This is a genomic window from Bacillus sp. JH7, assembly GCF_001563515.1.
Lineage (GTDB): Bacteria > Bacillota > Bacilli > Bacillales > Bacillaceae_G > Bacillus_A > Bacillus_A cereus.
Window position 1 is genome coordinate 2333467 of sequence record NZ_LPUS01000001.1, and the last position, 13378, is coordinate 2346844.

Below are 13378 nucleotides of genomic sequence, written 5' to 3' on the forward strand. Positions count from 1 at the left end.
TTACACCCTCTTCTTTGTTAATTTAAGTAATACTTTGCTCAAGCTTTCTTCCGTAAGATCCTCTGCATCAGCAAAATCTGATACCGTAAAAGCAGACTCTGTTGTTGGTTTATTTATAAGTTGACGAAGATGCCTCAACATACCATCTGCTATCACTTGAATTTTTAATTTAGAAAACTGTTCCCTACTATACATCCAAATAAAATGTAACTTTTCATCTTTCACCATTCCGATAACATCAATTAGATGAGATGGTTTGGAATCTGGAGCATGATCTAAAAATGTAAATCCTGTCTCTTGCATAAACAAAGAGTCCCTTGAAAACACCTGATCAAATTGGCCCAAATAGTTAAAGCTTATTGAAGGCTTTTGCTGATAAAACGGAAGTAATCCTTTATTCAAGTAACGTAAAATACCATAGTCAACTCCGCGATTTGGGATTCGACGCAATTGCTCTTTGACTGCCTTTAACCCTTCAATAGGTGTCTGAGTTCCTTGAAAATTGAGATGAACGGGATAAATACTCGTGAACCAGCCCACTGTCCTTGATAAATCAATACCTTCAATCATCTCTTCTCTCCCGTGTCCTTCTAGATGAATAGAAACGGTTTGCTGATTTGTACAATCGACGATAGCTTGTCCTAATGCCGTTAATAGTACCTCATCAATCCTTGTCTTATGAGTGACTAGAACTTCGTGAAACAATGCTTGTGTTTCTTCTATTCCTAAAGTCCTCGTCACTTGATCAATCGATTCTTCTGTCGTTTCTTGTATTGGATAGTCCATTGGAATTTTCATCGTTTCTTTTTCTACTTGTTCATTCCAATAATCCTTTACTTCTTTTGAAATACCCGAATCACTGTATGTCTGAAGTCGTTCAGACCATTCTTTAAAAGATGTACTTTTCGCAGGTAAGCGAATTTCTTGACCTTGTTTCATCTGGTTATATACCACCTGTAAATCTTCCAATAGAATCCTCCATGACACTCCATCTACTACTAAATGATGTATCACCCAGAATATTCGATCATTTTCAGTCAAGTTATCTTCAAAGTACACTACTTTCATTAACGGACCAGTAATTAAATTGAAACTAGCTTGATGAATATTCATCTCTTCTTGTATTATTTTATTCCACTCTTTTTCATTAACTTGATTCCGTTTTACAACATGGAGTACTGACAGCTCATCAGTCCCTTCATTTCTCTGCCTCCACGTTCCGTTTGGTAACTGTTCGTACCGGAAACGTAAAGCATCATGATGTTTCAGTAAATTTAATATCGCTCCCTCTAGTAATTTCACATCCAATCTTTCTTTTACTCTTAAAAGCATTGATTGATTCCAATGCTCTGTATGTGGATGTTCTTGCTCGAAGAACCAGCACTGAATTGGAGTAAGAGGCACATCACCTATCACAATTCCCTGCTCCGCTTGTACTCCCTGCGTTTCTATAGCCACTTGTGCCAGCTCAGCGATAGTTGGGCATTCAAACATTTGCTTTGGAGTAAGTTTTAACCCCACTTGACTTGCTTGAGATATGATTTGAATACTGAGAATCGAGTCGCCACCAATTTCAAAGAAATTATCATAGATTCCCACCTTTTTAACACCTAATACTCTCTTCCAAATGGTAGTTAGTATCTGTTCGTTACTATTCCGAGGGCCAACACATTCACTATTAATCTGCGTTTCCTCCGGCATAGGTAAGGCCTCACGATCAACTTTACCGTTAGCTGTAAGTGGAATAGCTTCCATCGCCACAAATCCCGAAGGAACCATATAACTTGGTAGTTTCGCTTTAAGATACTCTCTCCACGCATCTACATTTCCATCTCCTACAACATATGCTACTAATCGTTTATCGCCTGGCTGATCTTCTCTTACAATTACAACTACCTCTTTTACATATGCATATGTATGTAAAGTAGACTCAATTTCCCCAATCTCAATTCGGAAACCACGTATTTTAACCTGATGATCAATTCTTCCACGATAATCTAGATTCCCATCTGGCAAATACCTCGCTAAGTCTCCTGTCCGGTATAATCTTGCTTTCAGATCACTACTAAATGGATGAGATATAAAACGCTCTGCTGTTAATTCAGGTCTATTTAAATACCCACGTGCAAGCCCTGCTCCGCCAATATAAAGTTCACCATCAACACCTATAGGAACAGGTTGTTGATAAGCGTCTAGTATATACACTTCTAAATCGGGAATCCGCTTTCCAATATTACTTCTTGAAGCCTGCTGCACATCATCTAAAGTAATTGGATAATATGTAACATGAACTGTAGTTTCTGTAATTCCATACATATTAATTAACTGTGGGTTTTTCTCCCCATACCTTTGAAACCACGGTAACAAGCTAGTAGGTTCTAACGCTTCTCCGCCAAATATGACATAACGCAGCTGCAAATTTTTATTCTCATCTTCTTCTTCACACACTTGTATTAATTGTCGAAATGCGGAAGGTGTCTGATTTAGAACTGTGACTTCTTCCTCCACCAATAATTGATAAAAATCCTTAGGTGATCGACTAATCCAGTACGGAACAACAACTAATTTTCCACCATATAATAATGCTCCCCAAATTTCCCATACTGAGAAATCAAATGCATACGAATGAAAAAGCGTCCAAGTATCTTTTTCATTAAACTGATACCAACAATCCGTCGATTTAAATAACCGAATGACATTGTGATGCTCTATCATAACGCCCTTTGGATTTCCCGTTGATCCCGAAGTATAGATTACATATGCCAGATTTTGGGGACCGACACCAGAAACCGGAAAAGTCTTACTTTCTTTCCCAATCTCATCTTGATCACGATCCAGGCAAATCGACTCAACATTTTCTGGTAACCAGTTCAATTCTTTTAAACTTTCTTGCGTTACGAATAACTGAATGCTAGCATCTTCTAAAATATATTGAAGTCGTTGCTCTGGATATGTTGGATCAAGTGGGACATAAGCCCCACCAGCCTTCAAAATCCCTAAAATACCTACAATCATCTCGTGGGAACGTTCAACGCACAGTCCAACTAAAGTATCAGGTCCTACTCCTTTTTTCTGCAGATAATGAGCTAACTGGTTTGCACGTTCATTAAGCTCCTTATAAGTAATTTTTTCTTTTTCATACGTAACTGCAATAGCATTTGGATAAATCATCGCTTGCCGTTCGAACATTTCATGAATAGTTACTTGAGGCGGGACATCCAGTTTAGGATTGTTGAACTCAACTAAACTTTTTCTTTTATCCTCCTCAGAAATGATTTCTATTTCAGCCACCTTCTGCTTTGGGTTTTCAAAAATATTTTCCAGTATCACTAGCATAACGTTAAAGAATCGTTCTATCTCTTCCTTAGAAAATAGCTCCTCACGATAATCAATATGTACATGTAAAGAGTCTATATCAATTAGATTTTCAATATGCACTGCAAAATCTTGTACTTCTTCACGGTTTGGAATCCATAGTGAGTCACCACTTTCATCACGATCCCTATAATCAATCGTAGTTCCGAAAAGTCTCACATTACTGTTATTCTCTTTATTAATCTGCTTTAATAACAAATCAAATGGATATTTCTGGTGTCTTAATGATTTACTTTGTTTTCTGGACACCCTACTAATAAATGAAAGTACTTCTTCTTCTGGATCAATATCCATTCTTAAAGGAACTGTACTCACCATCATTCCAATCAATTTTCGTTCCATTTTAGTCATACGGTTGCCATAAGCCATTCCTAAACCAATATCAAGCGATGAGGTCCACCGATACATGGACAACGAGAAAGCAGCAACAAAAAGGGTGTATAAACTAAATTTGTAATCTTCAGAAAATTTTTCTATCTTTCTCTTCAAATGCTCCGTTAATATAAACGTCTCACGTGATGCTTTGGTACTAACTTGGTACGTATTATAAGGCTTCAACCCGGTCACAGATGGCAGTGTTTTAAATTCCTCTAACCAGAATTTTTGATCTTTTTGAAAACGACTACTATTCAAGTATGTTTGTTCATTAGTCAGAAATTGAACATATGAATTTTTAATTTCGCCTTCCTCATTCTCGTTATGCATGTCATAATAATATTTTGCAATCTGCTCAGTAAATATTTGAATTGATAAACCATCCATAATAATATGATGAACATTTCCAAAGACCGCACATTCATTATCGTTTAATTTTATTAAAGCGAAATAGTATAAATTCGAATTAAATAATGTAAACGTTTCTTTTGCTTTCTGCTCAATCCATTCCTCAAGCAAATTTGTATTCTCCACATTACTGAAATCAAAAAACTCAAATTCTTGTTCTTCATGTTTAATAAAATATTGTTTAGGTTCTTGATGCCCATTTTCTTTTAACCTAATGCACAGACCGTCATTTTCACTGATAACGCGATTCACAACTTGGTTTAATTTTGAATAGTTCATTTTTCGATGAAGTTTAAATAAAAATCTTAAATTACATATTCCTTTATCAGAATGAATAACTTCTGTATACCATATTCTTCGCTGCGGATGGCTTAATGGATAACATTCCTCATTGGTCATAAAAATCTTCCCTTCAAAAATTATTTGCTCTTATAGGTTCGTGTTTATGTTTAGCCCATAAATATTTCTGCAGTGAAACTCCAATTACTCCAATAATAACAAGCCCAATCCCTCCATAAACATAGAGTTGAGTTACTCCAAACAAATGCACTAATGGACCACTCATAGCAGGAGAAATAATTAAAACTGCATTTGTTAAACTGCTTTGAATACCAAATACTCTTCCTACTTGATCTTGATCGGATTCTATTTGTAATATGACTTGATTAGATACAAGCATCAGCCCACTTCCGATACCAGCGATAAAACTAATTAAATAGGCTAAAACGAAGACCGTACCGGGCGTTATCAAACCAATCCCCCCAAAACCAATTCCCATTAAAACCATACCTCCACATACTACCCAGCCATATTGAAATTGTTTTAATTTCTGAGTTAGTAATGCACCAAGTATTCCGCCAAGACCAATAATAGAAATGATATATCCCATTTTACTTTTATCATGTGGGAATAAGCTCTTAAATAAAGTTGGGAATTGTGAGTCTACTAATTGTAATACTGCCATGGCTATTGTAACGAAAATCATGGTTGATAATATTATCCGATTAGATAACACATAACCCCACCCTTGTACCCAAGCGGTCCAAGTACTTTGTTTTTGCTTTTCAACAAATTCTTTCGATATAGTTTCTTTAAATTTTATTGTGGGTATGAGAACTAAGGTAGCTAATAAACAACTTATAGCTCTTATAATGAGGCAGAACTCTGGTTGAAACCAGCTCAGCAACATGCCCCCTATAAGTGGGCCTACTATCTTTGTACCCTGCTCTACTATTCCGTTGATACTTACTGCTTTAGTAAGCAAGTCCGGGGATACAATCTGTCTTGTTAGTGTTTGCTGTGCAGGATAATAGAAAACAATAAAAATGGAACGAATCATTAATGCCACTAAGAGCCAGTGGATATCTTGTACAAATAAAAGAGCAATTGTTATTAGACCAACCATTAGATTACAGAACATCATAATTGGAATTTTTCTAAAACGATCTGCAATAACACCTGCCCATGAGCCAAAAATAATTCCAGGAAGTGCATATGCAACAGGAATCAATCCAATCATAGTAGGATCTACTTCCCATTCAAACCCAACTATAGTCATAATCGCTAACATATCAATAAAAACACCAAGCATAAGCAATGAATAGGCAGAGAAAACTTGTAAATAAACCCTATTTCCTAATAGGCCTTTTGAATCAGTAGTTTTCATAAAAGCAAGCTCCTTAGGTTACTAATATAAACGCTTTTGCGTATAAGGTACCTCTTTATTAAACTTAATTAATCATTATTGACATCTCACCTAGAATTTAACTTCGTCAAAACTCAAACCACTCTTGTTTTTCATATATTTAAAATAGTCAGACAAACGAAAGCGTACCTATTTCTTCATTTTTATATCAACTGTTACAAAATATTTCTTTACCTTACACTAATAACAGCTAAACGTTTCCTTAATATAACCCTTTACAGTCGTTTGCACATTCAATTCACATCCTTTTTAAAGTTGGCTTTTTTCTATCTCAAATACTATCACACAAATATTTCACCTACTATATTCATAAAGTTGAAATATTTGAATCAGAAAATTCGGATAAAAAACTAAATCCACAAATCATACCAAACAATTATTTAGTTATATTGTCATTTTATAGATAGCTTTAGCCATAAGGATATCAAGAATTAAGTTTTTTAATTTTATTAACATAATAGTTTATAGAGACTATAAATCCTACTAAACAAAAAAATAAATATACAATAAAGTATATTTATTTTTTCTTATCCTACATATTTTCTATGGAAATTAATTCCAATAACTAAAGTTGATAATAAAAATATAATATTACCAATCACTAATGTACTCATAACAAGAATTGAATACTATAGTATTAATACTTCTGCACCTACTACCTATTTTATTTATTGGATATTTATACTTCAAAAAAATTACACATCATTCACAATTAGGATACATACCTAAAATATGATTTGAACATGTTATTATATTTTAAGATAATATCAGTTTTTCTATAAGAGAACTTAATTTTTTTGTAGTACGAAACTGTTAGTAATACAGTATATACTAATTTAGTTATAAAAACATTTAAAGACCACCTATTTCCATAAGTGATCTTTCTTTGTGATTCTGTATTTGTGCACTACTGTAGAAATATATCGTAGAAACGCTTTGTTTGCTAAATGTTTAGTTCTTTCCATTTACTAAAAAACATAGCTTCATACACTTAATATCATATTCGTTACATTGCAAACTATTATTTTGTCTTCTGTACAGGCAAACTACTAAAAATTAATTCAGCAACTTTTACATATCCTTTTGAGTTTGGATGAATTAAATCCTTAGACCAAAGCGTATTGTCGTTAACTAAATGATGATTCCAAAAATCAACATGATGAAGCTTATACTCTCTGCTCAGTGAATGTATAACTTCATTTGCCTCTAATAATTGTTCTTTTATTACTTGTTTTTTTTCAGAAGCAAAAGGGAGCCTAACTGTAAAATCTGGAAGGTTTGCTATAATAATATCAGCCCCTGCTTTACTTAATGTATCTATCATAAATTCCATATCGTTCTTATATGCATCATGATTCCAACGTCCTTTTAAAACATCGTTTGCCCCTGCAATGAGACTAACCAAATCTGGATTAAAAGTTAACGCCTTTTCCAATTGCTGCAAGCGAATTTCTTCAGTTACTAACCCACGCTTTGCAAAATTGGCATATTCTATATCGTTTTCACACAGTTGAACAAAATGATCTACCCAGCTTTTTAATGCAATTCCCTCAACTTCATCCCCTATCCCCTCTGTAAAACTATCACCAATTGCTACAAATCGCTTCCACATATGTATTCCCCCTTTATTTTTAAACATATCTATACTATACAATAGCTCACACCGTAATTGTTATTTCTAAGTGGTTTTCGATTTCAATTATATTCCACTTTACTATATTTACATTTAGAATCCAAAATTGACCGATTCCCAAGTATACTAAGGAATCGGTCATATTCGTATATTTACTAAAGAAATAAAATCTCCCTAGGAATTATACTTTTTTTCAAAAAAATTGTTGTTATTTGTTTTGCCCAGTTGATACATTTCTTTTCGATTACATGATACGAAACTATAGAAAAAAGTAGTGTCATTGCAATGCACAAAGTAAGAAGAAAAAATTACACCCTGACATTCCAAGCTATCCACATAAGAATCTATAGTGCTTTGAAACCTTTTGTTTCAAACTAATATTTAGTTGTATCCTATAAAATTAGCTTTTTACTATATCAATCGTACGATCCCACATACCACTAAAAAAAGATCCTGTTTTACGTATAAAACGTGTAAGCCAATTTGCTTGTTCCACATCAGATTTTGTTACAAGGTCTATTTGTAATGAATTACCTGATAAGAACCCAGGATCTGTATTATCTTTAGACGAGATAATCATTTTACTAATTGTTACACCTTTTTTAATAGGCGCTTCTTGTTCCCTATTCGATACTTTAAATTCTTTTTTATAAATGTCTTTATTGCCCTTCGGCATTGGAAGTGAAACAGCTTGCTTCGTTTGAACTACTACATCTTTGTCTTTTGCATTTGCCACTCGAACTGTTTCATGTCCTTTTATTACTGAATCTTTTCCGTAGACATTCTTCACTTCAAAATTCGCAAATCCATAATCGTATAATTTCTTTGTTTCATCAAAACGTGCCGTATGAGATTTTGCTTTTATCACTACAGAAATTAGTCGCATACCATTTCTTTCTACTGTACCAGTGAAACAATCTCCCGCTTCTGGAGTCGTTCCTGTTTTCAAACCATCTACACCTTCATATTGCTTAATTAAGCCTTTTAACATCCAGTTAAAGTTCGCCATATCAATTGGATATTTACCACCCTCTTGGAATGTTTTTTTAGGAATTTTTGCTGTATTTAATATTTGGGGGAAATCTTGAATAAGACGTTGTGCTAAAATTGCACAATCCCTTGCAGACATTTTATTTTTCTCTTCTAGAGTTGTCCCTTCTAGATGATATCCTTTTAAATCTTGATTTGTTAAGCCAGTAGAGTTTACAAACTTATAATCTTTCATACCAAACTCTTTTGACTTATCGTTCATCATTTTTACAAAATTGACCTCTTTACCAGCAATCTGTTCAACTAAAGCAATTGTTGCACCATTTGCAGAGTAAATTGCCATTGCCTCATATAACTCTTTTACCGTATAAGAGCCACCATTTTCTAATGGAACATTTGATAGTGAACGATCTTGCGAAATCTTATGTGCATATTCAGAGATTTTAACTTTTTGATCCCATTTAAGTTTTCCTTTATCCACCGCTTCATAAACTAAGTATTCGCTCATCATTTTTGTCATACTAGCAATTGCCAATGATTCATCTGCATTTTTTTCATATAAAATTTTTCCAGAATTTGCTTCTATTAAAATTGCTGACCCTGCTTCAACGTCTATAGCAGGATCTGTTTCCGCTGCTGCTTTTCCAATTGTAACGACCATGCTACAAAATATTGTAAGCACTGTTACTATTGCAATAACTCTATTGCAAAACATACCTTTCACTTCTGTTACCTCCAATTTCTTTGTACTTAAAAAAAGCGTTATTCTAACATAATCCCGCAAAAAAATAGAAAGTGTTCTCAAATTGTATATACATATAAAACGTTAGAATCGCTTTCATATAGACCATCTCATCCGACATTTTTAGGTGCGCTAATACTTTGTATTCCCACACATATCCTTATTTTTAATCCCCTTATATTTTTCAAAATGATTCACACTTTCATATTTTTTTAGGATTACAGTTAATAGACAATCTAAATAATACATTTGTTCCACATTTACAAAAAATAAAAAACTACACCCTATACTGGATGTAGTTTTTCTAACTGATTTATTTATTTTTCACTTCATTTTTATAAAAAGCAAATAATGGTTCGATGGATGGACTAGATAACAGCGGAATTGCCTTCTCAATCAATTTCCTATCCCAATCAAACCAACGCATTTCCATTAACATGTTTATTTCTGTATCAGTGAATCGTTTCTTTATTTCCTTAGCAGGATTTCCACCAACTATTGTATACGGCGGAACATCTTTACTTACGACTGATCCTGCAGCAACAATTGCACCTTCACCAATAGTAACGCCAGGCATTATTATAGCATTCATTCCAATCCAAGCATCACTTTTAATGACTGTATCTCCCTTAGGTTCATATGATTGTTTAATTTGCTCAGCGAATGGATATACTGTAATCCATTCTGAGTGATGATTATGATTACCACCCATTAAAATGACTACCCCGCTTGCTATGCAAACATAATTCCCAATAATGAGTTTGTCAAGGTGCCATCCCATCTGTTCAATTGGATTGAACAGTGCTTGGGACTTAGCATCTCCCCACAAATACCTTACACAGCCATCTTCAAAATTTTGATGACTATAATAGCCTGAATAATAGGAGTACTCTCCTACTTCAATGAGTGGATTTGTTACTATATCTTTTATATACTTTGTTTCTGACCAATGATTAAATAATGGATGCTTCATAACTTTATTCCTCGCTTCTAAGTATTATATATATTGCTATTTACTTAGAAGCTTACTACGACTGCTACATTTTTTAGCTTTCTCAAACGACGAATCATTATCTTCAAGCCTTTCTTTTATACTATAAAAAAGCATAACGCAATACATTACACTAGTCAAATTGTGTAATTTTGAACACATCTTAAACAGCGTAATACTGCAATAGGAACATGAAAACACTCTAACTTTGATACAAATAATATATTGATTACATTTAGTTCATATTTTGTAAAAAAATCTTAATTGCCATGACAAAGCAAACAATAACCACTATTGGTCGTATTAATGCCGTCCCTTTTGTAAGCACCATCTTCGCCCCAATATATGATCCTATTATTTGACCAAGCATCATAATCAATCCAATTGTCCAATCGATTTGGCCAAAAATAATAAAATACAACAAAGCAGCGAAATTACTTGTAAAGTTCAAAATCTTAGCATTTGCAGTCGCCCGTGTAGCACTATATCCACATAAAAGAATGAACGCTAAAGCAATTAAACTACCTGTTCCTGGGCCGAAGAAACCATCATAAAATCCCAGTAACGGAGCCACTGTTAACGCAAACAACAACATACTTATTTTTCTCGGTCGATCTTCGTTTGCTATATTTGGAGATAATAGAAAATAAATGCCAATAAAAACAAGTAAAAAAGGTAATATCATAATTAGATATTCTGCTCGTATCTGTAAAACAAGCCATCCACCGAAAACTGATCCAAAAAAGGTCATTAAGATGGACAAACGCATTTCTTTAAGATTAATTTCTTTCTTCTTAATAAAAAACACTGTTGCCATGAGAGTTCCGCTACTCCCTTGCAGTTTATTAGTTGCTATCGCTACAGAAGGAGACATACCTACTAATAACATTATCGGGATAGTTATCATACCACCGCCTCCAGCAATCGTATCTATCCATCCTGCTAATACAGCTACTAAAAATAGTAGTATGAGTAATTCAATAGTAAAATCCATACAAAGAATATGGGAAGGCTTGAGCTATTATACCCCAAACCTCCCCATCTTCCCTCCTCTCTTTAAACTAGTTAATTAAATCTTTAAAGTAACTTTCTTTCTGATCACGTAATCGGCTGGAAACGTATTGCCTGCAAACAATTCTTCTTCCGTATTTATTATTTCCAATCGGGATTTTATATTCTTCCTCAGATAACCTTTCTCTACCATGAGTTACATTTGTTTGTTTACCATAGTATGAATTTGGGATAATTAATAAATCTTCAGATGTAAGTGGAACCTTATAAGTAGGCGTTGTTCGTAAGAGTTCTAAAAACATGTCAAATTTCAATTTTTCTTCTTCACTTTCTCCTACATAAATCAATCTATTCTCTGCTCCATTTAAACAAGTTGCAATAATATCACCATTATCATCTAAAAATATAATTTGGTTTATTTCCCCTACAAATCCCGATATTTCACCATCAGCCATTCCTGCGATATGAGCAATAGGCATTTTACTTATCGCCAATATGTCATCTTTACTGAAGAAATTTTCTTCAAGATGCTTTTGAAGTAATTTTGGCGTTCCAATATGAGTTTGAGTTTTTAAATTTAACACTCCTTTTAATAAAAGAGCATCAACTCTAGTAAATTTTCCACAAGTAATTTCAGACACTATTCGTTCCACGGATTTATTAAGTCTATTTGATACAATTTCTAAATTCGTATTGAATGTTTTCAATCTTGCTTCAATATCTGATTGGTCTTTCATATCTGTATACACTGTGGCATCGTTATGTTGATAAAAGTTCCCGCCACCGGTGCTTGCACCGACATTTCGCAAAACTTCATCGTTGTTTAAAGGTGAAATGAGATGAAATCTATTTTTCCCTGCATGTTCGGATGGGTGAATTAAAGCATCATAATTAAAAAGTGTGGCAAAAAGCCATGTGACCCATTCTGCATAAAAATATTTTTTCATTCTATCGTGTTCGTCTTCACCATAATTAAAACCTCTGCGATTTTCCCCAGGTAATAGTGTTTCTATAGGATCACATGGAGTATTTTTAATAAGGATAGGCGGTACGCTCCCACCACAATTCGCTATTTTTATCATATGTAGTAGATTTTTCATGTCTGAATTCGGAGTTTTCTTTGAATAGTCAATCACACAATTAAGCCACTCTTTTGAAAAATATGCTGCTATTTCTTGATCACAAGTATAAGGATTATGAGTTTTTAATTCATTTTCTATCAGATTCTTCATTTTATCCTTCAATAGATTCGGAATAGTAATTTCTTCAATTTCTGTAATCTGCAGTATTCCTTTATTCATTATAAAACCTCCGTTGTTTTATTTTTTACACCCTATCTTCTATTAAACAAACTATCCACTTCTTTTTTACTCCTTTACTTTTCGTCAGAGCTATTAGAATTACCGATTTACAAATAAAAAACATGGAGTATAAGAGATTTCTTCTTAGTTACATTTCCCCCACGAATCTCCATTGATTTGGCAAATTTAATTTGAAAATCTGATTCATTTTCATACTTTACTTTCAAACTATGTTTATATGATTTTCAATTCAAGTAAGAGTATTTCATTTTCTAAAGTTTTCCTAATTTTAAAATCAGAATTTTCAATACAACTATGTTAACATTAAAAATATAACACGAAACAAAAAAATGTAAATAAATAGTTTTTTTATAAAAAATAGTCAGACTATTTATAAGGTAATCCGTATTCCATTGAACCAACTACGGCCTCTCAATTTTATTGATAACAATAAAAAAGCCCCCTAAATGAATAGAGGACTTTTTCCAAGTATATTCTATTTTAAAGTTCTTACTTATCTTTTACTTTAAAAGATATTGCTGTAACTTCTTTATTAACAGTTCCATCCCGTTTGGACTTACAATAATCTTCCCATTCGCTAACGAAATATTGCTGTCTGAAATATCTCCTGTAAGTGCACAAGCTCTTGGAGATTGATATTTTCGTAAAATAATCTGATCCTCTTCTATAAACATTTCAAGAGAATCTTTTTCTACAATTCCTAAACTCCGTCTTATTTCCATTGGAATAACAATACGCCCCATACTATCTGCTTTACGAGTAATTCCTCTTGATTTCATAAAATGCCACCCTTTATATTTATCTAATATTACGGTATTCATTTTAG

Annotated in this window: 8 protein-coding genes and 1 pseudogene; all 9 read right to left on the minus strand. The window is 33.4% G+C overall.

Annotation, left to right across the window (positions count from 1 at the left end):
• The gene (locus tag AU379_RS11670) at window positions 1-4557 is read right to left on the minus strand and encodes a non-ribosomal peptide synthetase (RefSeq protein ID WP_061139285.1); all 4557 of its coding nucleotides are present in this window, start codon (window positions 4555-4557) and stop codon (window positions 1-3) included.
• A gap of 13 nt (window positions 4558-4570) precedes the next feature.
• Complete coding sequence (locus AU379_RS11675; RefSeq protein ID WP_000858613.1) at window positions 4571-5824, minus strand: MFS transporter; 1254 nt, start codon at window positions 5822-5824, stop codon at window positions 4571-4573.
• Window positions 5825-6884: 1060 nt separating this feature from the next.
• Complete coding sequence (locus AU379_RS11680) at window positions 6885-7475, minus strand: SGNH/GDSL hydrolase family protein (protein WP_000265875.1); 591 nt, start codon at window positions 7473-7475, stop codon at window positions 6885-6887.
• Between the two features lie 176 nt (window positions 7476-7651).
• Window positions 7652-7804 (minus strand): annotated as a pseudogene (locus tag AU379_RS30280) (acyltransferase); the annotation flags it as partial.
• Window positions 7805-7896: 92 nt separating this feature from the next.
• Window positions 7897-9210: a D-alanyl-D-alanine carboxypeptidase family protein gene (locus tag AU379_RS11685; protein WP_061139286.1), complete on the minus strand. Its 1314-nt coding sequence runs from the start codon at window positions 9208-9210 to the stop codon at window positions 7897-7899.
• 331 nt (window positions 9211-9541) lie between these two features.
• Entirely contained in the window at window positions 9542-10201 is a 660-nt protein-coding gene (locus AU379_RS11690) for a CatB-related O-acetyltransferase (protein WP_000682538.1), read from the minus strand.
• A gap of 253 nt (window positions 10202-10454) precedes the next feature.
• Window positions 10455-11213 carry a TSUP family transporter gene (locus tag AU379_RS11695; RefSeq protein ID WP_000347986.1) on the minus strand — a complete coding sequence of 253 codons (759 nt, stop codon included), beginning with the start codon at window positions 11211-11213 and terminating at the stop codon, window positions 10455-10457.
• A gap of 67 nt (window positions 11214-11280) precedes the next feature.
• Window positions 11281-12531, minus strand: a complete 1251-nt coding sequence (locus tag AU379_RS11700) for a hypothetical protein (RefSeq protein WP_061139287.1) — start codon at window positions 12529-12531, stop codon at window positions 11281-11283.
• A gap of 521 nt (window positions 12532-13052) precedes the next feature.
• Window positions 13053-13331 (minus strand): AbrB/MazE/SpoVT family DNA-binding domain-containing protein, encoded by a 279-nt coding sequence (locus AU379_RS11705; protein ID WP_000842216.1) that lies wholly within the window; start codon window positions 13329-13331, stop codon window positions 13053-13055.
• Window positions 13332-13378 lie beyond the last annotated feature (47 nt).

Bases quoted from the DNA above. Each gene is read 5' to 3' on its own strand.
- AU379_RS11670 (WP_061139285.1), bottom strand. From the start codon at position 4,557: ATGACCAATGAGGAATGTTATCCATTAAGCCATCCGCAGCGAAGAATA.
- AU379_RS11675 (WP_000858613.1), bottom strand. From the start codon at position 5,824: ATGAAAACTACTGATTCAAAAGGCCTATTAGGAAATAGGGTTTATTTA.
- AU379_RS11680 (WP_000265875.1), bottom strand. From the start codon at position 7,475: ATGTGGAAGCGATTTGTAGCAATTGGTGATAGTTTTACAGAGGGGATA.
- AU379_RS11690 (WP_000682538.1), bottom strand. From the start codon at position 10,201: ATGAAGCATCCATTATTTAATCATTGGTCAGAAACAAAGTATATAAAA.
- AU379_RS11695 (WP_000347986.1), bottom strand. From the start codon at position 11,213: ATGGATTTTACTATTGAATTACTCATACTACTATTTTTAGTAGCTGTA.
- AU379_RS11700 (WP_061139287.1), bottom strand. From the start codon at position 12,531: ATGAATAAAGGAATACTGCAGATTACAGAAATTGAAGAAATTACTATT.
- AU379_RS11705 (WP_000842216.1), bottom strand. From the start codon at position 13,331: ATGAAATCAAGAGGAATTACTCGTAAAGCAGATAGTATGGGGCGTATT.